This window comes from Halopenitus malekzadehii, from assembly GCF_900108505.1.
Taxonomy (GTDB): Archaea; Halobacteriota; Halobacteria; order Halobacteriales; family Haloferacaceae; genus Halopenitus; species Halopenitus malekzadehii.
On record NZ_FNWU01000001.1, the window covers coordinates 931,678 to 957,390 of the forward strand.

A 25,713-nucleotide genomic window follows, 5' to 3' on the forward strand; every position below is an offset into this window, starting at 1 on the left:
ATATATCTCTACCCAGATATTAGCGAAAAATTCCCACGTTTATTTGAATAATATTGGAATTGATGTTGCTCATCGTTTTTTAATGAGAATATATACTTTCTATTTTATTTTTGGAGTTATTTAATAGCGAACGATATGGCTGCCGATCGATTCACCGATAGGTGAGGTTCAACTCGAGGTCGTTGACGGCGGTGAGCAGGCGGTCGGCGTACTCCTCGTGGAGTCGCTCCTCGGTCAGTCGGTTCGCGGCTCCGGCGATCGACAGCGCGCCGCGAACGCGGTCACGGTGGATGATCGGGACGCCGACGGCGTGGATGCCGGTCATGTCCTCGGCGAGATTGAGCGCATAGCCGCGTTCCCGGACGGTTTCGAGCTCGTCGAAGAGGGCATCGGGATCGGTGATCGTGGCCTCGGTGCGTCGCGGGAGTCCGTGTCGATCGACGATGTCGGCGACGCGGTCCTCGGGAAGCCGCGAGAGGATCGCCTTCCCGCCCGAGTTGAGGTGGAGGTGTCGCCAGGATCCGACCAGTGAGTCGACGTTGACGTCGAGCGAGCCGCCGTCGCCGAAGAGGTACATCCCCATGCCGTTCTCCTCGGTGATGAGCCAGACCATCTCCCCGGTCTCGTCGGCCAACTCGCGGACCAGCGGCTTCGCCTTCCGGAACACGTCGTACCGCGTGCGGACGTAGGAGCCGTACCCGAAAAACCCCAGCCCGAGCCGATACTCGTCGCCCTCCTGGACCGCGAACCGGTGGTTTCGGAGCGTGCTCAGGTGTTTGTGCACCGCGCTCTTCGAGAGGCCGAGCTCCTCGGCGATCGTCGTCACCCGTGCGCCGTCGCGCTTGCGGAGCACCTCGATCACCTCGAACATCGTCTCGACCGACTTCACGGTTCCTGTGTTGCCGTCCGTCATAGCCGAATCCCCGCGGGCAGCGCCAAAAAGCGTTGTGTTCGCTCGTGAAGAACGAACGTTCTCGGCGTGTGGCTGCGACCGCGGCCGGCGGAATCGACCTCCCGCTACGACGCCGACCGTGCCGACAGCGAGATCTCGTGGTCCGCAAGCACCACCGCGAGGACGTACCAGGCGATCGCGATCAGGACGATGGTGCCGCCGGCGGGAATCCCGTAGGCGTAGCCGATCAGGAGCCCGGAAATCACCGAGGTTTCGCCGACGAGCACGGCGAGAGCCATCGCCTCCCGGAAGCTCGTGGCGACTTGGGAGGCCGCCGCGGTGGGGACGACGAGCATCGCCGCGACGAGGATGACGCCGAGCACCTGCATCGATCCCACGACGACCATCGCCGTGAGCACGATGAGCAGCCGGTTGTATCCGGAGACGTTCAGCCTCGCGACCCGGGCGGCCTGCTCGTCGAAGGTGACGTACAGCAGCTGTTTGTACCGCGACCCGACCGCCGCGAGGACGACCGCGGAGACGACGACCATCAGCCAGGCGCCGTCGACCGGGACGAACGAGATGTTGCCGAAGAGGAACGCCTCGATGTTGAGCCCGGAGAACCCGCCGCCCCAGGAGATGATGATGGTCCCGAGCGCGAACGACCCCGTCAACATGATCGCGATCGGGACGTCGCCGTAGGCGGCGGCGTGCTCGGCGAGCCACTCGACCGCGAGGGCACCGATCACGGCGGCGACGAGCGCCGAGGCGAGCAGCGGCGCCGACCAGCCGGTCGCGCTCCCGATCAGCAACCCGCCGGCGACGCCCGCGAAGGCGGTGTGTGCAAGCGTCTCGCCGATCAGCGCCATCTCCCGGTGGACGATGAAGATCCCCACGACCGGGCCGACGATCCCGATCAGCGCGCCGGTGGCGAGCGAGTACCAGACGAACCGAAAGCTGAACAGCTCGAGGCCCGTGATCGCTCCGAGCGCCCGCCCGACCAGGACGAGGTACGCCGCGAGGCCGCCGCCGGGGAGGCCGAGCGACGCGAGCCCGTCGCTGACCATAAACGCCAGGAGGAGGACGGTCGTGCCGGCGACGCCGACGATCGCCGCCTGCAACAGCCGACGCCGCGTGATGGATCTGGTCGTCGTCAGTAGTGATGATGGCATCGTCAGTGGTGGTGATGGACGACCGTTCCGGTCGCTCCGTAGGCGCGCTCGAGCGCGTCGCTTTCGACGAACGATTCGGTATCACCGTGGTGGTACAGCTCCCGGTTGACGCAGGCGATCCGCTCGGCACGGTCGGTGACGACGCCGATGTCGTGTTCGATCAGGATGATCGCGATCCCGTCGTCGTTGAGCTCGTCGAGGAGCCCGTAAAACCGGTCCCGCGACTCGGCGTCGACGCCGACGGTCGGCTCGTCAAGGGCGAGCAGGTCCGCCTTCGAGGCGAGCGCGCGGGCGATGTAGGCACGCTGGCGCTGGCCCCCCGAGAGCGCGTTGATCCGTCGGTTCCGGAGGTCGTCGACGTCGACTCGGGCCATCGCGTCACGGACGATCTCCCGGTCCTCGTCGGTGAGCCGACTGGCACCGCGGTGCGGATAGCGGCCCATCTCGACGACCTCCTCGACGGTGACTGGCATCGTCGACCCCTGCTGGGTCGCCTGCTGGGCGACGTAGCCGATCCGGCCGCCGTCCTCGAAGTCCGCGACCGGCTCGCCGAACAGCTCGATCGACCCCGAGTCGGGCTCCTTGAGTCCGAGCAACAGATGCAACAGCGTCGTCTTTCCGGAGCCGTTCGGCCCGATGAGCCCGAGGAACTCGCCCGCCTCGACCTCGAGGGAGACGTCCTCGATCGCGACGGTGTCGCCGTAGCGGAAGGTGACGTTTCGGGCGGCGGCGACCGCGCTCATCCGTCGACTCCCAACCCGGCTTGCAGGGCCGGCAGGGTGATCTCGGTCAGCTGTTCGATGTAGCCCCAGCCGCGGTCGTTCCATTCGGCGGTCGTTCCCTCCGCCGGCGAGACCTCTCGCACCTCCGAGGCGGTCGATTCGCGGACGATCGTGTTCGCCAGGTCGTTCGATCCGAAGTGGTCGGCGAGGATCACGTCGATCCCCTCGCGGTCGACGAGGTCGATCGTCGCCGAGATCTCATCCTGGCTCGGTTCCGCGTGCGGGGAGACTCCCTGCGGGGAATGCACGGTGAAGCCGTACCGGTCCGCGAGATACCGGTAGGAGTTGTGGCCCGCGAGGACGACCGTCTCGTGGGTGCGATCGGCGAGCCCCTCCTCGAACGTTCGATCGACGTCCTCGAGCCGGCTCCGGTACGCCTCGGCGTTCTCGGCGTAGGCGTCGGCGGTGTCCGGATCCGCAGCCTCGAGTCCCGCCCGGACGTTCTCGACGCTCCGTGATGCACGGATCGGGTCGGTCCAGTAATGTGGATCCACGCCCTCCCGCTCAGCGGCGCCGTGATCGGTGGTTTCGTCGTGGTCGTGATCGGTGGTTTCGTCGTGGTCGTGATCGGTGGTTTCGTCGTGGTCGGTCCCGGATTCATCGTGGGTACCGTCGACATCGTGATCCTCGCCGTCACTATGGGCGTGATCCTCGTCGGCCGCGAGCAGGTCGATCCCGTCGAGGGCGTCGACCAGTTCGACCTCGGGATAGTCCCGTTCGATCGTGGCGGCGGCATCCAGTGCCCAGTTCTGGAACCCCTCGATGTCGAGGTAGACGAACAGTTCGTGGGAGGCCACCTCGGTGGCCAGCTCCGGGCCGGCCTCGTAGGCGTGGCCCATCGTCCCCGCCGGGATCGGGTTCTCGATGGGAAACGTCTCACCACCGACGTGACTCGCGAAGTCGGACAGGGTGAAGAAGGCGGCGTATCCACCCTCCTCAAGCTCGCGCTCGCCGGCGATCTGACGGAGCTGACCGGTACATCCGGCGGTGGCGGACGCCGCAAGCACGCCCGCAGCCCCCGTCAGGAGGTCGCGTCGTGTGTGTGTCATACCTCCCGGTACGGCGTCTTCGCTTAAGAGAGTTATTATTTTCTAGGTTAGAGTTAATAATAACCGATCGCGTCGGTCGACGCGTTCGTCTTCGGCCGGTTGCCATCGTCGGCGTCGACGAAGCACACGCGCGAGGTCAGCATCGACGAAGCAACGGGGATGGCGATCACGTGAGCGCGTCCGCGACGGTCGCGGTCGCACCCGGAACGGTTCCTGCGAGGGTCCCGATCCACCGGTACTCCGCGTAGACGTCGGTGATCGGCCGGAGACCGTCCGTGGAGGGATCGGCGTCGACGCGCGTCTCGGTCGCGTCGGCCAGGCGCTCATCCGCCCGATCGAGGCTTCCAACCAGGCGGCGAGCCAGCCACCGATCCAGCGGTGCTTCGGACGACGCGCTCGACTCGATCGCGTTGATCGCGTCTTCACGTGCCGAGCGTATTTCGGCGCCGTCCGCCGGCAGGAACGGTTCGCCGGCCGCCAGATGCTCGCCCAGCACGTCGAACGCCTCGAGATGGGCGAGGGTCCGGTGGGTCCGTCGCAGCCGGGTCGCGGGATGGGTCGTCGAGAAGCCCGGCAACGCGATCGGGTCGAACCGTGCGTCGTCGAAGAACTCGCCCATCCGCCGCGAGAGGAGCCGAACGCTCGGCGCATCCCGGGGGAGCGATGACTGCTCACGGTAGACGTCCGAATCCGGATAGCGGATCGGATGCTCGAGCTCCTCGGGCGCGTCGGCCCCGTGGAGTTCGAGAAGTCGGTCCTCGACCCGAGGCGCGAGCGTCTCGAGGGCGTCCACGATGGCCGTTTCGACCGCGTCCGCAGACACGCCGTCGGACGAACCGTCCTCGGCCACGGCGGGGAGCGCGGCGTACCGATCCCGAAGGTGACGACCGGCGTCGATCCGCGCTTGGACGGTCTCGATGTCGCCGACGATCGACCCGGTTCGGAGCGGGTTCGCGGCCCCCGCGACCGCATCGGTGCCGGGAACGAGCGTCGATCGCCGCGCCACGTCGAGCCAGCGTTCGATCGCCCCATAGACGGCGACCCCCTCGTGAACGGTCCGTGCCGGCCCCGGCAGCGTCCCGCCAAACGTCTCGATCGTCGCGAGGGTCGCGTCCACGGACCGCGTCACATCCCCTGGCGCCCCGCGATCGGTGACCGCCGCCCACGTGCCGACCGCCTCCGCAGCGTGTCCGCGAGCAGCCACAAGTCGGTCCGTGACCGAGAGCGCTGGCGGCGGCGAGCGACGCTCGCGCAGTCGCTCGTGGTCGGCCAGCGCCGAGCGAGCCGCGGCCCGTTTCTCACGGATCCGGCCCCTAACCGCGCCGTTCGGCAGCGTGTCGGCGGACAGTGGATCGGGGATCGGGGCCAGCAGCGATCGCGTCCGGTCTCGAAACCGGTCGGCGACGTCGGGATCGAAGGGGACCGGCACGAGCGCGGGACGATCGGGGGCCGACGCCTCCCGAACCGATCCCAGCCCCGCCGGATCGAACTCCGGCGGGTCGTCCCAGACGGACCGGTTCGATCGCTCGGTACAGCCGGCGATCGAGGTTGATCCGGCGGCACAGAGCGCCCCGATCGCTGCGGACCCGATCCCGGAAAGCACGGAGCGGCGCGATCGATCCGGAGCGGTCACGAGCCGTCACCTCCGTCGGATACGCTGGATAGGTTGGGCGCATCGGACGCGCCGGACGTCTCGGACGCGTCAAGCGAATTGGACGCGTCGGGCGTCCCCGTAGTGGTGGACGTTCCCACGGTCACGGTCGCGGAGTCGGTCGGGTCGGAGCCAGTCGGACTGCGGTCGGTGGAGTCGGCATCGGAGTCGACGACGACCGGGGATCCCTCGACGGTGGCGTTCGCGTCGAGGCGATCGTACGTCGTGTCGACGTCACGACACGGGGACCGGCCGCTGGCGCCGGAACCGGACAGTGCCGTGGGCGAGCGAAAGGTGACCGGGAGCCGGATGAACAGCCCGACCGCATCCCACGTGTCAGCCGTACACGACCGGTCGGGAGGTCGGAGCTCACGGCAGTACTCGAACTCGACGTGGTCCCCCTCCCAGGAGACCGAGTGGATCCGATACCGCTTGCAGGACTCGATCCCGAGCGTCCTGAAGAACACCGACTGCGTCTCGAAGTCGGTCGCCGTGAGGAACGACCGCGCCGACGCGGCGGCCTCGGCGGGTACGCCATCCGCGAACGCGAGCTCGGCGACGCGGTCGGCGTCGACGATGAGTTCCTGTCGGATGGCTCCAGGGACCGCGCCGGCGGGTGGGCCGGCGGCGGGCCGTGAGGTGCTTCCGGTTCCGGTTTCGGCTGGACTGCCGGTCGACGCGGTTTCGGTGGCGGAAGCCTCCCGAAGGACGGACTGGCCGCCGGGGTTTCGGGGCGTTCGAACGGGCGGGTCGGTTTCGGTTCCGGTGCTCGGATCCGGGCCGCTTGGAGGATCCGGCGTCGATCCGGGGTCGGAGGCGTCGAGACAACCCGCGGTTCCGACCCCGAGTGCGATGCCGGAGAGCGCGTGCCGGAGGAGGCGGCGTCGCGACGGGGACATACCGGCGGAGTTCGACGGGAGAGCGGCAAAGGGGTTGTGCTTCCGCCCCTGCAGTATGGCCGGCGGACCCGAGCCGTTCCGGCACCGATTTCAACCTGGCAGACCGTAGCCTCCGGATCGATGCCGACGCAGCCCTCCCCACCGCGATCGGCGACGGTACCAGCGGCGTCGTCAACGCCATCGACCGGAACAGCGACGAAAGCGGACGCCGGGACCGTTCTCGTGGACGGCAACCGGCGGATCGCACACGCCGAATACGGCGATCCGGGCGGAACGCCGGTGCTATTCTTCCACGGGACGCCGGGGTCACGCCTGCTCGCCACGCTCCTCGAGCCGGCAGCCACGGAACACGGGATTCGGCTCATCGCGTTCGACAGACCCGGGTACGGTCGGTCCGACCCGCAGCCCGACCGGACGGTTCGCGACGCCGGGGCGAACGCGATCGCGGTGCTCGACGCGGTCGGGATCGAGACCGCGGGACTCGTCGGGTTTTCCGGCGGGAGCGCCCACGCGCTCGCGACCGCGGCCACCCACCCCGATCGGGTCGATCGGGTGGACGTGATCGCCGGGATCGCACCCCCTCGGTTCTCCGATTCGCGGTCGCGCGCACCCCGGCTGCTCGCGGGACTGGCGCGGCGGGCATCGTCGGTGCTCGGCTCAGTCCTCCAAGCGGACGCGTGGGTCGTCGAGCGACGATCGCCGGCCGCCGCGACATCGCGATACACATCCGACGCCGTCGACGAGCCGGTTCCCGACGACGTCGCGACGATCGTGAAGGCGGACCTGCTCGAGGCGGTCGATCGCTCCCGATCCGGGGCCGTGACCGAGTTCCGAACCACCGCGGCCGAGTGGGATCTCCCCCTCGAGCGGCTCGCCGAGGAGGGGATCGACGTGTGGTTCCGACACGGGGACACGGACACGAACGCATCGATCGCCGACGTTCGCCGGTTCTCGCAGGCGCTTGCGACCGCCGAGATCCGGGTACTGGAGGGAGCCGACCATCTCCGAACCCTCACGCGAGCGGGACCGACCGCCCTCTGCGAGCAGGCGGCGTCCCCGTGAATGGCGGTCGAGCGCTTGTGAGTGGCAGTCGAACTCGGCACAGCCGCCAGTTCGACCGATGATTCGTCTCACTCGTGGGGTCCGCGTCAGCCATCGTTGCTCCCTCGGCACCGAATCGGTGGGCGGACGATATAGAAAAACGGTCCCGATCCGAACGATCTCGAACGCGTCGATCCCCGGCGTCCGGAATTAATGCGAGTGGCCGAGCGCGTCCTCGAGCGACTGCCCGAACCGCTCCTCGAACAGTTCCTCGGCGGTCTCGTTGATCTCGCGGATGTCCTCGGGAACCTCGCCCTCGGCGTGGTGTGCGAACGCGTGGGCCTGCTGGGCCATCACCTGCACCAGCACGTCGGTCACGACGCGCGTCGGCTGTTCACCCTGGTCGGCCATCAGGTCGACGAGCCCCGCGGGGAGCTCGACGGTGTCCTCGTCGCCATCCGGTCCGGTTACCGTGTACGTCTCGGTGGCTGCCATACGTGCATCTGGCCGGCAGCACGTAAGGGTCTGTGGATGTTCGGTCGGGGGCACCGTCCCCGACGTGACGTCTTCCCCCGAGGACCCGACCGCCGCTCGTTCAGTGACCCCGCAAGAACCGTTCCACGGCGTCGGCGACGATCGACCGTCCGGTTTGCACGTCGCTCCAGGCGATCCGCTCGTCGGGCTGATGGGCGGTCGCGAGATCGCCGGGACCGAAGACGACCGCCGGTATCCCCGCGTCGATGAAGTGTCGCGCGTCCGTTCCGCCGGTGAATCCCGCGACCGGTGCCTCGACCCCGTGGTCGGCTGCGGCCGACCGGACGGCGTCGACGATCGGCTCCTCGGGATCGATTTCCGACCCCTCAAACTGTACCGAGAACCGCTCGAACTCGGGCGGGTGCTCGCGCAGCCACGCGTCGTCGTCGACGACCGCCTGCAGCCGGTCGCGGAACTCGGCTTCGACCGCCGCCACCGTCTCGTGAGGCGCGACGCCGATCCGGATCTCCGCCGTGAGTTCGGCCGGTACGCTCGAGGCCCAGTTGCCGGCTTCCACCGTCCCAAAGTTGACCGGCCACGGCGTCTCGTAGTCCGCATACAGGGGATGGGTGACCCGGTCACAGCGCTCAGCCTCGAGGTCCAGAAACGCCCGCCGGATGCGCTCGAAGTGGGGCAACACCGACTCTCCCTCCCAGGTCTGGGCGGCGTGTGCGGACTTGCCGAAGATGTGCAGCTGCATCATCAGGGACCCCTCCGCGGCGACGACCGCGTCGAAGCTGCTCGGCTCGGTGACGATCGCGGCGTCACGCTCGAAGGGGTAGGGGTTTCGCCGGGCGGCGACGGCCGCGCCGATGCCGCCCTCCTCCTCGCCGGCCACGCTCTCGACCACGATCCGGCCGTCCAGGTCCTCGGACTCGACGGCACGGTCCGCGACCGCCCGCGCCGCGAAGACGTTCAGCGCGAGGCCGCTCTTCATGTCGAGCACCCCGCGGCCGTAGAGCGTGTCCCCGTCGGCCCGAACCGTGAACGGGTCGCTCGTCCAGTCGGACTCGGTGACCGGGACCACGTCCGCGTGGCCGTTCAGGACGACCGTCGGGCCGGCGTCCGGATCGCCGAGCTCGAGGACGCCAGCGACGCTCGGACGGTCCGCGAGATCCAGCGTCTCGATCGCGGGGAACGACTCGTGGGCCGCCAGGACCTCGGGGTCGGGCTCCCACTCATAGGTCTCGAACCCGAGCGACTCCAGCGTGCCGGCCAGCCACCGCTGTACCCCTTCCTCCTCACCGGGGACGCTCGGGTACGACACGAGCGTCTCGATCGTCTCGCGCAGGTCATCGTGGCGGTTCCGCATCGGGTAGCGGTTTCAAAGCTCGCAGCATAACCGTTTCGACGGGGACTGTGGTGACCGTGGCAGAGACTATGGCAGGGATGGAACGGTCGGACGGTGACGGAGTCCCCTCTTAAATATCGTGACCGAGTAGATCGACGTATGCAACGAGAGACGGCCGAACCGAGCGTGGGGCAGTTCCCGGGCCCGAAGGCGAGCGAGTGGGCCGAGTTCCATCGGGAGTCCGCGGCGCCGAGCACGTACGTGTACGACTTCGTGTGGGACGTCACCGAGGACGCGGTCGGACCCTTCTGTACCGACCCGGACGGGAACGTCCTCCTGGATTTCACCAGCCACGTCGCCGCCGCCCCGCTCGGATACAACAACCCGCTGATCATGGACGAGCTCCGCGAGTTCGACCTCGTGGACCCGTTGAAGATCGCGGGCCAGGACTTCTACGTGAGTACCGGCGGGTCGCCCGCCGACCCCGACCTTCCGGGTCCCGCACACCTGATGGACCGGCTCGTCGACGTCACCGACCACTACGGGATGGACACGGTCTTCCTCTCGAACTCCGGCGCCGAGGCGGTCGAGAACGCGATGAAGATCTGCTACGACCACTGCGCAACCCCGAAATACGGGATCACCTTCGAGGGCGCCTTCCACGGGCGAACCCTTGGCGCCCTGTCGCTGAACCGATCGAAGTCCGTCCACCGACGGAAGTTCCCGGAGATTGCCGGGGTCCACGACGTCCCGCATAGCCTTGCGGGCGTGCGGCACCTGCGCGAGACGCTCGATCCCGAAACCGGGCACATCCCGGCCGACCAGGTCGCGTTCCTGATCCTGGAGCCGGTGCAGGGTGAGGGGGGATACCGGATCCCGAGCGCGGCGTTTATGCGCGAGGTGAACGATCTGTGTGCCGACCACGACATCCCGATCATCGCCGACGAGATCCAGTCGGGGCTCGGCCGGACGGGGAAACTGTGGGCGTCCGACCACTACGCGTTCGAGCCGGACGTCATTACGAGCGCGAAGGGATTGCGCGTCGGCGCCACGGTCTCCCGGTCGGAGATCTTCCCCGACGAGACGAGCCGGCTCTCCTCGACGTGGGGCGCCGGCGACGTCATCGCCTCGATCCAGGGCGCGGTGACCCTCGGCGTGATCCGCGAGCACGACCTGCTCTCACACGCGGAACGGATGGGCGACCGGTTCCTCGATCAACTCACCGAGCTCCGGGCGGCACATCCCGAAACCGTCGTCGACGCGCGCGGGCTCGGGCTGATGACCGCGATCGAGTTCGACACCAAGCAACGACGCGAGGCCGTGATCGACGCGGCGCTCCAGCGCGGGCTGCTCACGCTGGGCTGTGGCCACACGACCCTCCGGCTTCTCCCGCCGCTCGACGTCCGCGAGCGCGAACTCGACATCGCGGTCGACCTGCTCGACGACGCAATCGAGGACGTCGCAGCAGACGCGACCGCCTAGTCGATCGGACTGACCGCTACACCCGTTCCCCTTCATCGATCGCCGCGATCGTCTCGCCTTGCAGACCGCCGCGGTCGTCTCGCCCGGTCGGCCGTCGAGATCGTCCCGCCCAGCCGACCGCCGCAGCTACCCCGTCTCGATCGCGTCCGCGACGATCGCCTCGAACCGATCGGCCGTGATACCGTAGCGCGTCTCGCCCGCGCGCGTTCGCTCCCGACCCACCGTCGCGACGTCCCGACCGCCGACCCGAACCGTCCACGGATCGCCGTGGCGAACGCCGACCCCGACGAGCGTGACGTCGACGTCGTACGCCGTCTCGAGACGATCGATCACCGGCTGTACGATCGTTCCGTCTATGAAGCGTGCCGGCAGGTAGGTCGGGCCGTCGACCGGGCCGTGATCCGGATCGTGATCCGTGATCGCGCTCCGCCACCAGGACGGCAGCTCCTCGACGTCGACGTCCGCATACGGGTCCTCGTCGGTCGGATCGTACGCCCCGATATATCGATTCTCGATCATACTATATGATGTATATCAAATATGAATGACCACCCGCCATCACAGTTCGATATAGACGTCGCCGTCCTCGGCGTAGGCCTCGTAGACCGGGAGCCGGTAGCGATCGCTTGCGGTGTGGTGGCCGTCAGTCACGTCGAACTCCCAGCCGTGCCAGGGACACGCGACGATCTCGCCGGCGCGATCCCAGACCAGCTCGTCGTCCCCGTCGACCTCGAGCGTTCCGCTCACCAGCCCCTCACAGGCGGGGCCGCCCTGGTGGGGACAGTAGTTCGAGAGGGCATGGTACTCGCCGTCGACGTTGAACACGGCGACTTCGCGTCCCTCGACGTCGACGACGACGCGGTCACCCGGCGGGAGGTCCACCGCGGCCGCCACGCGATGGCGGTCGGTATGCTCATCCGCCTCGATCGGTTCGTCCGTGCCGGTCGAAGTGGGTGTGTGGTCCGTCATCGGTTTACAAGTCGTAGACCTCGGTCGCGGTCTCGCCGTAGACGTTCCGGAGCGCCTGCCCGTCGAACTCCGACCGGAGGATGCGCAACAGCGCGTCGGTGTCGTCGAAGTCGAAGTGGGGGTAATCCGAGGAGAACATGAGGTTCTCGTCCCCGTCGAAGAGCCGCATCACCGCGTTGAGGTACTGCGGGTCGTCGGCGCCCTCGACCGGCTGACTCGTGAGGTAGAACTGGTCGTCGAGGTACTCGCTGGGGAGCTTCTCGAGCATCGGGGCATCCCACTTCGCGCCCATATAGTCGTGGTCCATCCGGCGCATGAAGTAGGGATACCACCCGAGTCCGGACTCCTGCACCACGAACTCGAGGTCGGGGAAGCGCACGGGGACGCCCTGGGTCAACATGTCCGCGAGATTCGTCTGGTGCATCATGTTGTGCGAGGTCACGTGCACCGGGAGTGCCCGTGACATCGACTTCCACGTCGACGGGAACCGGGTCATCATCGTCCCGCCGGCGTTGTGCATCTTGATCGGGAGCCCGGCGCGTTCGCAGGCCTCGTAGAGGGGGTAATACCGCTCGTTCCCGAGCGTGGGATCGACCGAGCCGCTCGGGATCATCACGGCGGCGATCCCGTCCTCGTCGGCGCGGCGATCGACCTCCTCGGCGGCCTTGACGGGCTTTTGGGGCGCGACGACTGCCGCCCCATAGATGCCCTCGTCCGTGTCCACGATCTCGTCGAGCAGCCAGTTGTTGTAGGCGGTCGCGAGCCCGGCGGCGAGGTCGTCGTGGTGGACCGCCCCCAGATAGAGGTTCTGGGTCGGCGTCGCGATCGCCGCATCCCAGCCGATGAACTCCTTGCCGGCGAGGACGTCCTCGCGCGTCCGAACCGTCTCGGAGTCGGCCTTCCCCATCGTCACCGAGTAGACCATTCCGGTGGCCGGGTAGACCCGGCCGAGGTAGCCGTAATCGTCGCCGCTAGCGGACGTGAGCATCTCGTCGAACGGGCTCTCGAGGTACGGGAAGATGTCCTCCTGCCGTTCAGTCAGGTGAAAGTCCGTGTCGACGATCGTCCCGAGATCGTCGAGCGACCGGACCTGATCGGGTGTTGCCGAAGCCATCGATCGATCCGTCGTCGGGGACGTATTTATACCCGGATCGGATTAGGGATCGAGAAACGCCGATCGAGGCTGTGAAACAGCCGAAATCGGGAGCTGATCGAATACTCAACCCCACGAACGGACCCGATGACCGGGCGAAAATCGCGAACGGGATTCCGTCCCGTTCGGCGAGAATCCATTCCGGCCGCCCTCGATCGTGTGTCCTCTTGAGAAACAGACTTGATTTTCGTTTCTCGATCCGAAATCTTTACTGATCCCGGACGACATACCTAATATCGATGAACGAGTGGAAACCAGGCGGAGTAGGGCCCGAAAGCGATGGATCAACGATCGGGAGCATCGACACCTCGTTCGCCATCGTGACAGCCCTGCAGGACCTCGACGGCGCCGGCGTCACGGAGCTGGCCGACGCGACCGGGCTTTCGAAGAGCTCGGTCCACAAGCATCTCCGATCGTTGGCCAAACACGACTTCGTGACCAAGGACGGCGACGAGTACGCGCTCGGGCTTCGCTACCTCGATCTCGGCGCACACGTTCGATCACGAATACCCGGGTCGGCGCAGATCAAACACAAACTCCGCGAGCTGGCGGACGAGACCGGCGAGAGCGCACAGTTCGCGGTCGAGGAGCGGGGCCACGCGGTGGTCGTGTACCGCGAGGTGAGCCACGGCGGCGTCTACTCGCGGGGCCGGGTCGGGCGCCGGTTCCATCCCCACCAGACCGCCGCCGGGAAGGCGATCCTCGCGCGCCGGTCCGACCAGTGGATCGCGGAGCTGATCGATCGCCGCGGGCTGCCGGCGGCGACGCCCCACACGATCACCGACCGCGAGGAGCTGTTCGAGGAGATCCGCGCGACACGCGAGCGCGGCGTCGCGCTCAACAGCGAGGAGAGCACCGAGGGCCTCCGCGCGGTCGCGGTTCCGGTGACCGATCCCGACGGCGACGTCCTCGGCGCCTTCGCGGTCGCGGGACCGACCCACCGGATCAGCGGCGACCGGTTCGAGACCGACATCCCGGACCTCCTCCGGAGCGTCGTCAACGAGTTCGAGTTGAACCTGGCGCACTCGTGAATCCTGGGCATTTATATATTAAATTTTAGATACTTAGTATTATATTTGTATTACTTATGAACGTGGAACGCTCCACGACGTTTATTTTCCTCCTTTTCCAGCCGGATCATCCGTTTGAACGCCCTGCACATCCACCTTTTTCTTCGTCGGGTGTGCTCGCTTCGCTCGCACACCGCTCCTCGAAAAATCTGGACCAAAAAGTCCGACGTCGAGGTCAAAGGCCGAGACGTCGGTGAACCACTCACTCCGGTCGTGGATGCGTGGCGTCGATACCTGTCCCACCGATACTGATCGCTAAGTTGGTGTGTATAGCACCTGGCTATGATTGATCGAGTCCACTCTGCACTGCTTCGCTTGATGGAAACTCGTCATAACAAGCAAGGTTCAATCGGACGTTAACAGGCGTCTCGTTCTCGATTTGTACGTAGATGGCGTCACCGGTGTACTCGCCGGAACAATCCAGCGTGTGCTGGCCGGTTGCTTTCAAGCCGTCACCGAACGACGCTGTCACGTCGAGAGACGTATTAGTGGGCATCTCACCGAGCGCGATCTTCGTCTCGACTGTCACCCCTGCGTCGGGATCAGTCGCAGCAGCAACCTCCACATACTGGTGAACTATCTCCGTGCCGTCGGCTTCAATGCGAACATAGCCCTGATGATGTGAGTCAGAATAGTTGTTGACCGCGAGCAGAAGGGGCTGCTCCGGGTCGGAAAGAGCTGAACACCCGGCAAGCGCGGTGAGTCCGCCTGTACCTGCAAGGAGGAACTGCCGACGAGTGGGAACCATACACTTGTCTTTGCAGGTCAAGTTGGAATATGTTTCCCGGCACTGACACGTGGACACCCTCTCACCACCGACCCGCCGGTCGAGCGAATTCCTTTAACCGTTGCCGCCGAAACCGGTGATAACCGATGGAACTGCTCGTCGTCGGCGCCGGGGAAATGGGGCGGTGGATCGCCGATACGGTGGCGTCCGCCGAGGCGATCACGGAGCCCGCCGTCTCGTTCACCGACCTCGACGTCGAACGCGCGCGTGATGCCGCGGCGGACCGCGACGCACGAGCCCTCGAGGCGTCCGCGGTGACGGCGACGGCGGACGGCTTCGAGGTGGTCTGTCTGGCCGTACCGATCTCCGCGGTCCCGGACGCCGTGGCGGCCTACGCCGACGTGGCCGAGGGCGCGATGATCGACGTCTCCGGCGCGATGGCGGAACCGATCGCGGCGATGCGTGACCACCTCGATCCGGACGTCGAACGCGCCAGCCTGCACCCGCTCTTCGCGCCGCCCCGCGTGCCGGGGAACGTGGCGGCCGTCGTCGACCGGGACGGACCGCGCGTGACGGCGGTGCTCGAGGCGATCGAGGCGGGCGGAAACGACGTCTTCGAGACCACACCCGCGGAACACGACGAGGCGATGGAGACCGTGCAGGCGGGCGCCCACGCCGCCATCCTGGCGTGGCGGCTGGCGGGCGCGGACGTCCGCGAGGAGTTCCACACCCCGGTCTCGGCCGGCCTCGAGGACCTCGCCGACACCGTCACCGAGGGCGCGCCCGAGGTCTACGCCGAGATCCAGCGCGCCTTTGACGGCGCCGACGACGTCGCCGATGCGGCGCGGGAGATCGCCGAGGCTGACGCGTCGGCGTTCGCCGAGCTGTACGAGCACGCCCGCGGTGAGGGAACCGAACGGGAGCGACACGAGTGATGAGGAGAAACCGATACCGATGATCGACGAGCAGGCCGTCAGGGATAGTGCGAAGTACCTCCGGAACGTGCGCCCGATCGATCCCGGGGAGGTCGCCGACTACGTCTCGGGCGGCGCACATCCGGCGGTGGTTCGGCAAACGCTGCGGGAGGCGTCCTACGACCTCGGGCTCCGCGAGCGCGAGGACGGGACGTTCGTCCCGGTCGATTCGGATCCGGTTCCGGATCCGGAATGGGGTCCCGAGGCGTTTCCGGAGCCGTACGCCCGCGCCCTCGAGGACGAGCTGGTCGGGGAGTACGGCGCGAACTGGCACGTCGGGGACGCCGGCGACGAGCTCCGGGCGGCGATCCGGCGGCTCAAACGCGACTACTACCACGAGAACCCGGTCGAGTACGACCGGACCGCGGCGCTCGGGTACGCGATCTATCACCTCCCGGATTACTACGCCGTGATCGGGTACGTCCTGGCGGACCTGATCGAGAACGGCCTACTCGACCGGCGTCTGCGCGTCCTCGACGTCGGCGCGGGCGTGGGCGGTCCGGCGCTGGGACTCCACGACGTCCTTCCGGCGGACGCCGTCGTGGAGTACACCGCGATCGAGCCGAGCCCGGCCGCCGACGTTCTGGAGACGATGCTCGACGAAACGCGTCCGAGCTTCCGGTCGACGATCCGGCGTGAGACCGCCGAGTCATTCCTCGGACTCGAGAGTGAGAAGAAGAAGAACGCGAGGGACAGGAACGGAGACGAGGCGGACCGAGCGGACACGGACCAGCACGCGAACGGGGACACCTATGACCTCGTCCTGTTCGGGAACGTCCTCTCGGAGCTTGCGGACCCGGTTGCCGTCGTGACGGCCGCCCTCGACGTCCTGGCGGACGACGGGTCGATCGTCGCACTCGCGCCAGCCGACCGGAACACCGCCACCGGGCTTCGGGAGATCGAACGCGCCGTCGTCGGCGAGTCGGCGGGCGATGAGGACGGCGCCGACGCGTCCCCGAACCGGGACGTGACTGTCTACAGCCCGACGCTCCGCCTCTGGCCGGACGCGGAGCCGGACGACCGCGGCTGGTCCTTCGACGTTCGGCCCGACCTGGCGGTTCCGCCGTTCCAGGCCCGCCTCGACGAGGCAGCCGACCGCGGCCCCACGGACGAGCCGGGTGAGTTCGTCAACGTCGACGTCCAGTTCGCCGACGCGATCCTCCGCACCGACGGCACGCGCCGCGTCGACGTCCGCGCGGATCCCGAGCGACACCTCCGGATGGCCGACAGCGAGACACACGTCACCGACCGGGTCGACCTGCTGTGTGTCAAGCTGAGCCACGACCTCGCCGACGGCGGCAACCCCCTGTTCAAGGTGAGCGACGGTTCCGAAACCGTCGACCACTACGCGGTGTGTACGCGCGAAACCTCGCTGAACGACACGCTGTGTACGGCCGGCTACGGCGCCGTCCTGTCGGTCGAAAACGTGCTCGTGCTCTGGAACGGCGACGAGGAGGCGTACAACCTCGTCGTCGACGACGGGACCGTGGTCGATCTGGTGGCACCCTGATCGACCGGGGAGAACCCTGACCGGCGGAAAACCGCCTGAGACACGGTCCACAGCGGGGTCGGCGTCGGCGATAGCCGCACGATCTAACGAGATGCGTGTCCCTTTAAGCCGGAGTCCGCACCGATCGGATATGGCCGGGTCGCTCGCATCACTGTGGAAGCGGTATCGATCGGTTGGATTGATCTATCGGATCGCGGTCGCGTTCGTGATCGGGTCAGCCGCGGGGATCGCCTTCGGCGAACGGATGGCCGTCGTCCAGCCGCTCGGCGACCTGTTCCTCCGGCTGCTCAACATGCTCGTGGTCCCGATCATCGTCTTCACCCTGCTGACGGGGATCCGGCAGCTTTCGCCGGCACGGCTGGGCCGGATCGGCGGCGCGACGGTCGCGCTGTACGCGGTCACGACGACGGTCGCCGGCGTGATCGGGCTCGCGGTCGCGAACGTCCTCCAGCCCGGTCGCGGGGTGGAGTTCGTCGCCGGTGAGGCCGAGTCACAGGCGCCGCCGTCGCTGACCGAGGTCGTCCTCGGAATCGTGCCGAACAACCCCGTGACGGCGATGGCCGAGGGGAACCTGCTCGGCACGGTCTTTTTCGCCATCGTCTTCGGGATCGCGTTGACCTACGTCCGGGCGAACAAACCCGAATACGCCGAGAGCGTCGATTCGCTGTTCGAGGCCTTCGAGGTCGGCGCGGAGGCGATGTTCGTCGTCGTTCGCAGCGTGCTCGAATACGGCGTCATCGGCGTCTTCGCGCTGATGGCGGCCGGGATCGGCACCGAGGGCGTCGGCGTCTTCTCCTCGCTGGGCGAACTCGTGCTCGCGGTCGCGATCGCGGTCCTCATCCACATCGTGGTCACCTACCTCGGATTGTTGATGACGGTCGTCTCGGACGTCTCGCCGGTCGCCTTCCTGCGGGGCGCCAAGGACGCGATGGTGACCGCCTTCGCAACCCGGTCCTCAAGCGGGACGCTCCCGGTGACGATGACGAACGCCGAGGAGGACCTCCGGATCGACGAGCGCGTCTACTCGTTCGCGCTGCCGGTGGGCGCGACCGCGAATATGGACGGCGCGGCGATCCGCCAGGCGATCACGGTCGTCTTTGCCGCCAACGTGGTCGGCCAGCCGCTCGCGCTGACCGAACAGGTCCTCGTGTTGATCGTCGCCGTGCTCATCAGCATCGGCACCGCCGGCGTTCCGGGTGCCGGGATCGTGATGCTCACGGTCGTGTTGACCCAGGTCGGCCTCCCGCTCACCGTGGTCGGGTTCGTGGCCGGCGTCGACCCGATCCTCGGCCGAATCGCCACGATGAACAACGTCACGGGCGATCTGGCGGTGTCGACGGTCGTCGGCAAGTGGAACGACGCGATCGACTTCACGACCGGCGTCTGGGCCGACGGGGCGACCGCCGTCGGCGACGCGGCGCCGGCCGAGGACTGATCACCGACCCACAGATCGACTTCCTGAACCCTGAGAGCGTTGTGTGGGACTCGGTGAGAGAGACCGTTGAAGAGAACGCCGTCATCGACACGCTCTGCCGGCTCCGCGACGCCGTTGAGAACGGCTTCGAAGTACTCACCGACCGACGACGTCGTGAAGCGTCTGGCGACGGCGGAGGAGGGCCACGTTCACGGTAGGGGGATCGGAGCAGCCCAGGACGACGGGGGAATTATCACGTGGGATCCATCTCCGCGGTGTATCAAGTTCCATCACAGCACGTTTCATAATACGGTTACCATCTATAATCTAGTATCTCTCAGTAACTGTTATAGTGTTAGATACTCAATAGTCGATCATGTCCGACAGAACCGAGCAAACCGACGCGATCGACAAACTCGAGGTGTGGTGTGCTGGCGAAGAGTGGTGTCCGGTTACGACTACCGCAACACTCATCGGCAAGAAGTGGCATCCCGTTATCGTTCATCGACTCCTCGAACATGGTCCGAGCGGCTTCAACGAACTTAAAGAGAACGTGGATGGAATCTCGAGTAAAGTGCTCTCCGACAGTTTGGACGATCTCGGCGAGAAACAGCTCGTTGACCGCGAGATCATCAGCGAGAAGCCAGTCCGCGTCCGGTATTCGCTCACCGATCACGGTGAATCACTCAAACCAGTCATCTACGCTATGCGAGATTGGGGGTTAGAACACATTACGGAATCGGACGACAGGAACTCGTCGATCGTGTGATCCCTCGGATTCCCGGTCGCTCATCGTCTCTCTTGTATTCACCGTCGCTGTCGTGTTTTTCGGTGGTGTCGCGAGATCTCTTCGAGCACCTCGGATTCCCCAGTGAGGACACGGTTCGCTGAAGTTGATCAGAATTGAGGCGAGAATACCCCGCACTCAACGAACGATCACCGGACGCGAGTAGGGCGGGGATGAATCTCTCTCCCGTAACTGGGATTTCATAAGGCGGGGCCGAATAGTACCTGTATGGACGGGTTTGATTATCGGGTCGGGATCCGGGCTCGATGTCGCGAACGTCGCGACGAATCAGGGGCAGTCCGTCGCCATCGTCGAAAAGGGCCCACTCGGTGGGACGTGTCTCAACCGGGGTTGCATTCCCTCAAAGATGCTGCTGTATCACGCCGACGTCCTCGAAACGATCGAACGCGCCGACGAGTTCCACATCGACGCAACCGTATCCGACGTTGCGTTCGACGACATCATCAGGGAGGTGACCGAAGAGGTGACCGCAGATGCGGAGTCGATTCGTCGCGGTCTGCGGTCGTCCTCCCAGCATACGCTGTTCGAGGGCACAGGGCGGTTCGTGGACGAACGGACGGTCGAACTCGTCGACGGCGACGACGAAGGAGTACAGCTTCGAGCAGAGACGATCCTCATCGCGGCTGGTACCCGGCCGTCGATCCCGAATATCGACGGGATCGAGGACGTGAACTACCTCACGAGCACTGAGGCTCTCCAGATTGAGACGCTCCCTGATCATCTGGTCATCGTTGGCGGGGGGTATATCGCTGCCGAACTCGGGCACTTCTTCGGGACGTTCGGGAGCGACGTGACGATCATCGGACGCCGTCCAAATCTACTGCCGGAAGCCGATGAGGAGGTCGCAAAAGCGTTCACCGAGCGCTACGCCGAGAGATTCACCGTCCACACCGGTCACACAGCCACCGCAGTTTCGGAGACCGGTGGAACAGTCACCGTCGAGGCGCATCCGTACGAATACGGTCCCGACGGCGGCGTCACTGACGAAGAGTCCGTGACCGTAACCGGGGATGAACTGCTCGTTGCCGCAGGTCGCAGGCCGAACACGGATCTGCTCACTCTCGATGCGACGGGAGTCGAAACGGACGACCGGGGGTTCGTCGAAACGGACGACTACCTCCGAACCACTGCCGACGGCGTGTGGGCGCTCGGCGACATCGTCGGCGAGTACCTCCTGAAACACAGCGCGAACCACGAGGCGCAGGCAGTCGCACGCAACATGTTTGGAGACGAATTACGGCCCGTCGACTACACGGCGATGCCGTCCGCCGTCTTCGCCTCCCCGGAAGTCGCCGGCGTCGGCGTCCGCGAGGAAGAGCTCCAAGAGGAGGGTCGAGAGTACGCAGTCAACACGTATCGTTACGAAGACACCGCACGCGGTGATGCAATGAAGGCAAACGGGTTCGTGAAGGTCCTCATCGACCTCGACGGCGAGATCCTCGGCTGTCACATCATCGGCCCCGAAGCGCCCGACCTCATTCAGGAGGTCGTCGTGGCGATGAAGGCAGGCTCGGGGACGGTACAAGGCGTTCGGGAGTCGGTCCACATCCATCCGGCGCTCTCCGAAGTCGTCCAGCGTGCGTTCTCCGGACAGTTTTCTCGGGGTGATAGAGAGCACAGTCACAGCCACTCACACTGATGACGGCTCTGTTGATCGTATCGCGGCCTCATCGACCGGGTTCGATGCCGAATCGAGAGGCAATGCCGATCGAGAGACTCGCTGTCGAAGAGTGTCTTCAGAACGACGGACAGGTTTCCCAATCGCTTTTCCAGAGAATCGGGGCTCACTGACGATCTGACCTGTCTCACCAAAGACGGAGAGGGGTTCCCGTCCATCGAGTTCGGCTTCGGCACCCAGACGGTGCACGGAACTGACGAAGACACGACGATCGAGATCCTGGTTCGAAACGCCATCAGCTACGGCACACTTCCCGTCCTGTACGAACAACTCACGGACGTTGACAAATGGTCTCGGGTGTCGGCGGGATGATAGTCGCGCTGATGACGCTCGTTATTCTGATCGCCGGAATGACGAACGGACTGGCTGGCTTCGGGTTCGCCCTCGTCGTGACTCTCGGCTGCGTCGCGACGGCTCAGCGACGGATTCCCCTTCCTGAATGGTCGTCAGGTGGGATCGGGGACGTTCGGTCAAACGCGAGTCGGGATGCTCGGTGTCGGCAGCATCTCGGGGCTGCTGTTCGGCGGGACGAACGTCGGGGTACAGCTCATCGCATATCTTCGGAGTTTCGACCTCTCACACGGATTGGTTCAACGTATGCGTCGCAGGGATCTTCTCGCCGGGGAAACTGCTGGGTCGTCGGACCGTTGACCGGCTGTCTCGGCGGCGTCAACGCTCCTCGGAACGACGCCGACCCTTCCTCGAACGAACTGACGGCGGCTGGTGGGAGCCGACCGTTCTTCCCCACGAATCGATCGCCTAGGGCCGGAGCACGACGACGTACGATCCCGGCGAGCCGATCACCGGACGGTTCATCGTCACCACACATCCAGAGACCGACGACAACTGCTGGCAACCGTTCCAGATGTCGGGGACGTAGGGACCACGCGGTCAGGTTGAGACGTCGAAACTGTGGACGGGGTCGTCGGGGTCCAGCAGGAACGTGTGTTTTGCGACGACGTAGGCCGACCCGGTTATCTCGGGATCGACCACGGCGTAGCCGTCCCGCCGTCGTACGTCGCGAAGTCGCCCCTCGAAGCGCGTGCCGATGACGCTCTCGTGGCGGTACGGCTCGCCCACGTCCAGTTCGCCCGTTGAGTGCAACAGCGCCATCTTGCCGCAGGTACCGGTGCCACACGGCGACCGGTCGACGGACCCCGCGGAGAAGACGACGACGTTTCGATCGACCTCCGCGCACGGTTCGTAGAACTCCGTGTGGTCGACGACCAGCCGATCGCCCGAGAACGGGTCCTCGAAGTCCGCGGCTTCGTTCACACGGTCGCGAACCTCGACGCCGTAGTCGACGAACGTCGCCGTGTTGTCGGGGGTAACGTCCATACCGAACGCCGAGGCCGGCACCATCGCGAAGACGTTCCCGGCGTAGACGACGTCGACCGGGACGTCCACGGGTTCGCCGTCGACGTCCATCGAGAGCGTCATCGAGTCGAGGACGTACGAGGAGACGTTCTCGACGGTCACGTGCTCCACCCCGCCGTCGGTCGACAGTTCGGGGTCGGCGGTCACCAATCCCGCCGGCGTTTCGAGCGTGACCGGACCGTCGGGATCCAGGTAGCCGGTCTCGATGAGCGCGGTCACCACACCCATCGTCCCGTGTCCGCACATGTCCTTGTACCCGCCGTTGTCCACGAAGAAGACCCCGAGGTCGGCTTTCTCGGCCGCCGGCGGGACGGGTATCGCGCCGTACATATCGTCGTGGCCACGTGGCTCCTTCATGAGGAACGTTCGCACGTCGTCGGCTTCCTCGCGGAAGCGGTCACGCTGTTCCTCGACGCTGCCGCCGGCGAACCGGTCCGTGTTCAATCCCCCGGTCACGATCCGCGTCGGCTCCCCGCCCGTGTGCGTGTCCACAGCCTCGATGAGGAGTTCCGTTTGCATCGTTCTGTGTCCGGGGAGTAGCAGTATGAATGTTTGGTACGTCAGGGCAGGCCACTGTGGCTTATCCGCTCCGGAACGCGTCGACGGCGGCCACGACCTGCTCCCGTTGGTCGGGATCGAGTTCATACTGCGGCGCACGGACGTTCGCGGGCGCGTGGCCCATGTACGCCAGAGCGGCCTTGACGGTTATCTGGGGGTTCTTGACGACGAGGGCGTCCTCAAGCGCGATGACTTCGCGGTGGATCTCCGATGCGGTCTCGCGGTCGCCGTCTCTGGCCGCCGCGACCAGCTCCGCCAGCGCGCCCGGGAAGACGTTCCCGGAGATGCCGATGAGACCGGTCGCCCCGGCGTTTATCGCGGGCCAGGCTAACGAGTCCCACCCGGAGATGACGTCGAAGTCCGTCTCCTCGGTGCGGCGAATCAGTTCGTGAATCTGTCGCAGGTCTCCAAGCGAGTCCTTGATGCCGACCACGTTGGGATGGGCGGCCAGCTCGACCACGACGTCGGGAGCCAGGTTGAACCCGAACGCAGCGGGATAGTTGTACAACAGGATCGGGATCTCGGCCGCGTTGGCGACCTCCCTGTAGTGGCGGACGACGTCGTCGTCGCTCGGGGCGCTGTAGTAGGGCGCGTGGACCATCGCCGCGTCCGCACCGACGTTGGCGGCGTGCTGTGTCAGCTCGATGGCCTCCCACGTCGAGGACGACCCGGTCCCCGCGATGACCGGTGTCGAGGCGTGTTCGACCGTGAACTCGATGACGTCGCGGTGTTCCTGTGGGCGGAGCGTGGACCGCTCGCCCGTCGACCCACAGGAGGTGATCCCGGAGACGCCGTTTCGTTCCAGCCGGTCGACGTTGTCCGCGAGCGATTCGTAGTCGACCTCGCCGTCGTCGTCGAACGGCGTCACGATGGGTGGAAACACACCCTCGGTAATGTCACTCATACGTACCTCGATCCGTTTCCGCGAGCTAATAAGTGGTTTGGTGGTGTGCGTGTTACTGGTTCGGGAACCGGTCGAGCGCGAGCGACTCCAGGAGGTCGGGTTTGCGGTCGGTGGTGAGCCACTCGGCGACGAGTTCGCCGATGGCGGGAGCGATGGTGACGCCGTATCCGCTCATCCCGCAGGCGAGGACGTACCCCTCGACGTCGGTCTCGTCGACGATAGCCCGCCCGTCGGGCGTGACCGTACGAAGCCCGTTCCACTCGTTGATGACGTCGAAACCCGGCACGTCCGTCAGGTACGTCTCGACGACGTCGGCCACGTGGAGGTACATCGACTCGTCGATTCCCCGTGTGTGGTCCGGGTTCTCGGCCCGCGCGTTCTCGTAGTCGGTCGCGAGACTCCCGGCGAACGCCTGCGAGGGTCCCTCCTCGCGGAGATACACGCCCTCCTCGAAAAAGACGAACGGGAGCGAGAACGGCTGGCCGGCCTCCAGCACGACGATCGGTCCCTGCGTGTGTCGGAGTGGGACGCTGACGTCGACCAACCGGTTCACCCGCGGTGCCCAGGGACCGGCCGCGTTGATGACGGTGTCGGCTGCCTGGAAGCCGTCGCTCGTCTCGACGCCGGTCACCGCGCCGTCGTCGGTGGCGACGTCGGTCACTTCGACACCGGTCTCGACGTCGACGCCCGCCTCGCGCGTCTCCTCGGCGAAGAAGCCGACGATCTCACCCGAGTCGAGGACGCCGTCGTCGGGAAACCACAGGCCACCGCGGAGGTCGTCGCTCGCGAGGCCGTGTGCGGCGATCTCGTCGGGCGAGAGGACGTCCAGGTCCAGGCCGAAATCGGCGAACGACGCTTGCATCTCCCGGATTGCCTCGTCCTCGGCGTCGCTTTTCGCCAGGTGGAGCGTCCCGATTCGCTCGAACTCGATCTCGCCGTCGTCCCTCTTCTCGTCGTACCACTGCCGGGCCCGCTCCCGAAGATCGTACGTCTCACGTTCGGGGTCGTCCTGGTGGTGGGTGAACATCGACGCGGATTTCGCCGTCGTTCCGGCTCCGATCATGTCCTTCTCGAACAGGCGGACGTCCAAGTCGGTCGTTCGGAGCTGGTACGCGATGCTGGTGCCGATGATGCCACCGCCGACGATTACCACGGTCTCCATACCGTCTTGTCTCAGATTTCTATTAAAAATGTTTTCCCCAGAGTCGCCCGCCGAACGCGATTGACACTGACGCGTGTGCCCGAAGCTTGAGAGGGAGCGACCGGCAGCTACGTCTCTCGCGTTAAATCACAACTATATATTTGTAAGTTTAATCGGACGAGCGGGTGATCGATCCCTCCGCTCGGGACGTTGATCCCCGTCCGACCCGGACATCCACTGATGGTGGATCTGGACGTTCTCGGCGTCGGCGGCATTCCGGTCGACGATGGGTTTCGGGTTGCAGCTCTCCGTTGCAGAAGTATCAATTTAAAATAGTACATACACTTCTGATACGTATGGATATAACGCAGTCAAGCGGTCGTTCATTAGTGGGTACGGAACGTCGATCGATACCGTCTGAGCTGCCAGTTCAGATCGGGTCGTCGTCGATGAGAGCACGGTTTGAATCACCGATCAGCAGTTCTGGCTCTACGTGGGAGCCGATCCAGCAACGGAGCACGGCCACCATAGTCAGTCATTTTTGACGGATATAACCATAATATCTGAAATACTGCTTCGATAATCTCCTGAGAAAGACGATGTGGCTGATGCACCGTTTCTCGTCGATGATGCTGAG

23 protein-coding genes are annotated in these 25,713 nt (G+C 65.8%); 8 read left to right on the forward strand and 15 right to left on the reverse strand.

Annotation, left to right across the window (positions count from 1 at the left end):
- Positions 1 to 151 precede the first annotated feature (151 nt).
- The 6 genes from BLW38_RS04615 to BLW38_RS04640 all read right to left on the reverse strand — a co-directional run bounded on the left by BLW38_RS04615 (position 152) and on the right by BLW38_RS04640 (position 6,445).
- Positions 152 to 913, reverse strand: a complete 762-nt coding sequence (locus BLW38_RS04615) for an IclR family transcriptional regulator (RefSeq protein ID WP_092814904.1) — start codon at positions 911 to 913, stop codon at positions 152 to 154.
- A 104-nt stretch (positions 914 to 1,017) separates the two neighbouring features.
- Positions 1,018 to 2,064, reverse strand: coding sequence for a metal ABC transporter permease (locus tag BLW38_RS04620; protein ID WP_092814907.1), 1,047 nt, complete (start codon positions 2,062 to 2,064; stop codon positions 1,018 to 1,020).
- A gap of 2 nt (positions 2,065 to 2,066) precedes the next feature.
- Positions 2,067 to 2,807 carry a metal ABC transporter ATP-binding protein gene (locus tag BLW38_RS04625; protein ID WP_092814910.1) on the reverse strand — a complete coding sequence of 247 codons (741 nt, stop codon included), beginning with the start codon at positions 2,805 to 2,807 and terminating at the stop codon, positions 2,067 to 2,069.
- Positions 2,804 to 3,895: a metal ABC transporter substrate-binding protein gene (locus BLW38_RS04630; RefSeq protein WP_092814913.1), complete on the reverse strand. Its 1,092-nt coding sequence runs from the start codon at positions 3,893 to 3,895 to the stop codon at positions 2,804 to 2,806. Before BLW38_RS04630 ends, BLW38_RS04625 begins: the two co-directional genes overlap by 4 nt.
- Positions 3,896 to 4,061: 166 nt before the next feature.
- On the reverse strand, positions 4,062 to 5,528 hold the full coding sequence (locus tag BLW38_RS04635) for a hypothetical protein (protein ID WP_143040795.1): 1,467 nt from the start codon (positions 5,526 to 5,528) through the stop codon (positions 4,062 to 4,064).
- On the reverse strand, positions 5,525 to 6,445 hold the full coding sequence (locus BLW38_RS04640) for a hypothetical protein (RefSeq protein ID WP_177167423.1): 921 nt from the start codon (positions 6,443 to 6,445) through the stop codon (positions 5,525 to 5,527). Before BLW38_RS04640 ends, BLW38_RS04635 begins: the two co-directional genes overlap by 4 nt.
- A 120-nt stretch (positions 6,446 to 6,565) precedes the next feature.
- Here BLW38_RS04640 and BLW38_RS04645 point away from each other — a divergent pair, with 120 nt between their 5' ends.
- Complete coding sequence (locus BLW38_RS04645) at positions 6,566 to 7,507, forward strand: alpha/beta fold hydrolase (RefSeq protein WP_092814919.1); 942 nt, start codon at positions 6,566 to 6,568, stop codon at positions 7,505 to 7,507.
- A gap of 189 nt (positions 7,508 to 7,696) precedes the next feature.
- Here the strand turns inward: BLW38_RS04645 and BLW38_RS04650 are convergent, their stop codons facing one another.
- Together BLW38_RS04650 and BLW38_RS04655 are read right to left on the reverse strand one after the other, a co-directional pair.
- Positions 7,697 to 7,981, reverse strand: a complete 285-nt coding sequence (locus tag BLW38_RS04650) for a DUF7545 family protein (RefSeq protein WP_021074329.1) — start codon at positions 7,979 to 7,981, stop codon at positions 7,697 to 7,699.
- A gap of 100 nt (positions 7,982 to 8,081) precedes the next feature.
- Complete coding sequence (locus tag BLW38_RS04655) at positions 8,082 to 9,332, reverse strand: ArgE/DapE family deacylase (protein WP_092814922.1); 1,251 nt, start codon at positions 9,330 to 9,332, stop codon at positions 8,082 to 8,084.
- Positions 9,333 to 9,470: 138 nt separating this feature from the next.
- Here BLW38_RS04655 and BLW38_RS04660 point away from each other — a divergent pair, with 138 nt between their 5' ends.
- The gene (locus BLW38_RS04660) at positions 9,471 to 10,793 is read left to right on the forward strand and encodes a class-III pyridoxal-phosphate-dependent aminotransferase (protein WP_092814924.1); all 1,323 of its coding nucleotides are present in this window, start codon (positions 9,471 to 9,473) and stop codon (positions 10,791 to 10,793) included.
- Positions 10,794 to 10,919: 126 nt separating this feature from the next.
- Here BLW38_RS04660 and BLW38_RS04665 read toward each other — a convergent pair whose 3' ends face one another.
- From BLW38_RS04665 to BLW38_RS04675, 3 genes are read right to left on the reverse strand one after another with little or no spacing between them, the layout of a single operon-like run.
- Entirely contained in the window at positions 10,920 to 11,312 is a 393-nt protein-coding gene (locus tag BLW38_RS04665) for a hypothetical protein (RefSeq protein ID WP_092814927.1), read from the reverse strand.
- Between the two features lie 39 nt (positions 11,313 to 11,351).
- Positions 11,352 to 11,762, reverse strand: a complete 411-nt coding sequence (locus BLW38_RS04670) for a Rieske (2Fe-2S) protein (RefSeq protein WP_092814931.1) — start codon at positions 11,760 to 11,762, stop codon at positions 11,352 to 11,354.
- 4 nt (positions 11,763 to 11,766) lie between these two features.
- A complete protein-coding gene (locus BLW38_RS04675; protein WP_092814934.1) occupies positions 11,767 to 12,876 on the reverse strand; it encodes an amidohydrolase family protein in 1,110 nt (369 codons plus the stop codon).
- 278 nt (positions 12,877 to 13,154) lie between these two features.
- Here BLW38_RS04675 and BLW38_RS04680 point away from each other — a divergent pair, with 278 nt between their 5' ends.
- Positions 13,155 to 13,946 carry an IclR family transcriptional regulator gene (locus BLW38_RS04680; RefSeq protein WP_092814937.1) on the forward strand — a complete coding sequence of 264 codons (792 nt, stop codon included), beginning with the start codon at positions 13,155 to 13,157 and terminating at the stop codon, positions 13,944 to 13,946.
- A 319-nt stretch (positions 13,947 to 14,265) separates the two neighbouring features.
- Here the strand turns inward: BLW38_RS04680 and BLW38_RS04685 are convergent, their stop codons facing one another.
- A complete protein-coding gene (locus BLW38_RS04685; protein ID WP_092814940.1) occupies positions 14,266 to 14,733 on the reverse strand; it encodes a hypothetical protein in 468 nt (155 codons plus the stop codon).
- A gap of 125 nt (positions 14,734 to 14,858) precedes the next feature.
- On the opposite strand from BLW38_RS04685, the gene BLW38_RS04690 reads away from it, so the two are divergent.
- The 5 genes from BLW38_RS04690 to BLW38_RS04715 all read left to right on the forward strand — a co-directional run bounded on the left by BLW38_RS04690 (position 14,859) and on the right by BLW38_RS04715 (position 21,057).
- Entirely contained in the window at positions 14,859 to 15,647 is a 789-nt protein-coding gene (locus BLW38_RS04690) for an NAD(P)-binding domain-containing protein (protein ID WP_092814943.1), read from the forward strand.
- A 19-nt stretch (positions 15,648 to 15,666) separates the two neighbouring features.
- Positions 15,667 to 17,196: a small ribosomal subunit Rsm22 family protein gene (locus tag BLW38_RS04695; protein WP_092814946.1), complete on the forward strand. Its 1,530-nt coding sequence runs from the start codon at positions 15,667 to 15,669 to the stop codon at positions 17,194 to 17,196.
- A 130-nt stretch (positions 17,197 to 17,326) separates the two neighbouring features.
- Entirely contained in the window at positions 17,327 to 18,631 is a 1,305-nt protein-coding gene (locus BLW38_RS04700) for a dicarboxylate/amino acid:cation symporter (protein ID WP_092814949.1), read from the forward strand.
- A 355-nt stretch (positions 18,632 to 18,986) separates the two neighbouring features.
- Positions 18,987 to 19,379, forward strand: a complete 393-nt coding sequence (locus BLW38_RS04710) for a winged helix-turn-helix transcriptional regulator (protein ID WP_092814952.1) — start codon at positions 18,987 to 18,989, stop codon at positions 19,377 to 19,379.
- 235 nt (positions 19,380 to 19,614) lie between these two features.
- On the forward strand, positions 19,615 to 21,057 hold the full coding sequence (locus tag BLW38_RS04715; protein ID WP_177167436.1) for a dihydrolipoyl dehydrogenase: 1,443 nt from the start codon (positions 19,615 to 19,617) through the stop codon (positions 21,055 to 21,057).
- 930 nt (positions 21,058 to 21,987) lie between these two features.
- Here BLW38_RS04715 and BLW38_RS04725 read toward each other — a convergent pair.
- The 3 genes from BLW38_RS04725 to BLW38_RS04735 all read right to left on the reverse strand — a co-directional run bounded on the left by BLW38_RS04725 (position 21,988) and on the right by BLW38_RS04735 (position 25,097).
- Complete coding sequence (locus BLW38_RS04725) at positions 21,988 to 22,992, reverse strand: proline racemase family protein (RefSeq protein WP_092814958.1); 1,005 nt, start codon at positions 22,990 to 22,992, stop codon at positions 21,988 to 21,990.
- 61 nt (positions 22,993 to 23,053) lie between these two features.
- Positions 23,054 to 23,935, reverse strand: coding sequence for a 4-hydroxy-tetrahydrodipicolinate synthase (gene dapA, locus BLW38_RS04730; protein WP_092814961.1), 882 nt, complete (start codon positions 23,933 to 23,935; stop codon positions 23,054 to 23,056).
- A 52-nt stretch (positions 23,936 to 23,987) separates the two neighbouring features.
- The gene (locus BLW38_RS04735; RefSeq protein ID WP_092814964.1) at positions 23,988 to 25,097 is read right to left on the reverse strand and encodes an NAD(P)/FAD-dependent oxidoreductase; all 1,110 of its coding nucleotides are present in this window, start codon (positions 25,095 to 25,097) and stop codon (positions 23,988 to 23,990) included.
- Between the last annotated feature and the right edge of the window lie 616 nt (positions 25,098 to 25,713).

What these genes read in the sequence shown, in the direction of transcription:
- BLW38_RS04685 (WP_092814940.1), bottom strand. Translation starts at nt 14,733, where the DNA reads ATGGTTCCCACTCGTCGGCAGTTCCTCCTTGCAGGTACAGGCGGACTC.
- BLW38_RS04710 (WP_092814952.1), top strand. Translation starts at nt 18,987, where the DNA reads ATGTCCGACAGAACCGAGCAAACCGACGCGATCGACAAACTCGAGGTG.
- BLW38_RS04735 (WP_092814964.1), bottom strand. Translation starts at nt 25,097, where the DNA reads ATGGAGACCGTGGTAATCGTCGGCGGTGGCATCATCGGCACCAGCATC.
- BLW38_RS04630 (WP_092814913.1), bottom strand. Translation starts at nt 3,895, where the DNA reads ATGACACACACACGACGCGACCTCCTGACGGGGGCTGCGGGCGTGCTT.
- BLW38_RS04690 (WP_092814943.1), top strand. Translation starts at nt 14,859, where the DNA reads ATGGAACTGCTCGTCGTCGGCGCCGGGGAAATGGGGCGGTGGATCGCC.
- BLW38_RS04640 (WP_177167423.1), bottom strand. Translation starts at nt 6,445, where the DNA reads ATGTCCCCGTCGCGACGCCGCCTCCTCCGGCACGCGCTCTCCGGCATC.
- BLW38_RS04615 (WP_092814904.1), bottom strand. Translation starts at nt 913, where the DNA reads ATGACGGACGGCAACACAGGAACCGTGAAGTCGGTCGAGACGATGTTC.
- BLW38_RS04660 (WP_092814924.1), top strand. Translation starts at nt 9,471, where the DNA reads ATGCAACGAGAGACGGCCGAACCGAGCGTGGGGCAGTTCCCGGGCCCG.
- BLW38_RS04655 (WP_092814922.1), bottom strand. Translation starts at nt 9,332, where the DNA reads ATGCGGAACCGCCACGATGACCTGCGCGAGACGATCGAGACGCTCGTG.
- BLW38_RS04645 (WP_092814919.1), top strand. Translation starts at nt 6,566, where the DNA reads ATGCCGACGCAGCCCTCCCCACCGCGATCGGCGACGGTACCAGCGGCG.
- BLW38_RS04625 (WP_092814910.1), bottom strand. Translation starts at nt 2,807, where the DNA reads ATGAGCGCGGTCGCCGCCGCCCGAAACGTCACCTTCCGCTACGGCGAC.
- BLW38_RS04675 (WP_092814934.1), bottom strand. Translation starts at nt 12,876, where the DNA reads ATGGCTTCGGCAACACCCGATCAGGTCCGGTCGCTCGACGATCTCGGG.
- BLW38_RS04695 (WP_092814946.1), top strand. Translation starts at nt 15,667, where the DNA reads ATGATCGACGAGCAGGCCGTCAGGGATAGTGCGAAGTACCTCCGGAAC.
- BLW38_RS04680 (WP_092814937.1), top strand. Translation starts at nt 13,155, where the DNA reads ATGAACGAGTGGAAACCAGGCGGAGTAGGGCCCGAAAGCGATGGATCA.
- BLW38_RS04725 (WP_092814958.1), bottom strand. Translation starts at nt 22,992, where the DNA reads ATGCAAACGGAACTCCTCATCGAGGCTGTGGACACGCACACGGGCGGG.
- BLW38_RS04670 (WP_092814931.1), bottom strand. Translation starts at nt 11,762, where the DNA reads ATGACGGACCACACACCCACTTCGACCGGCACGGACGAACCGATCGAG.
- BLW38_RS04700 (WP_092814949.1), top strand. Translation starts at nt 17,327, where the DNA reads ATGGCCGGGTCGCTCGCATCACTGTGGAAGCGGTATCGATCGGTTGGA.
- dapA (WP_092814961.1), bottom strand. Translation starts at nt 23,935, where the DNA reads ATGAGTGACATTACCGAGGGTGTGTTTCCACCCATCGTGACGCCGTTC.
- BLW38_RS04665 (WP_092814927.1), bottom strand. Translation starts at nt 11,312, where the DNA reads ATGATCGAGAATCGATATATCGGGGCGTACGATCCGACCGACGAGGAC.
- BLW38_RS04620 (WP_092814907.1), bottom strand. Translation starts at nt 2,064, where the DNA reads ATGCCATCATCACTACTGACGACGACCAGATCCATCACGCGGCGTCGG.
- BLW38_RS04650 (WP_021074329.1), bottom strand. Translation starts at nt 7,981, where the DNA reads ATGGCAGCCACCGAGACGTACACGGTAACCGGACCGGATGGCGACGAG.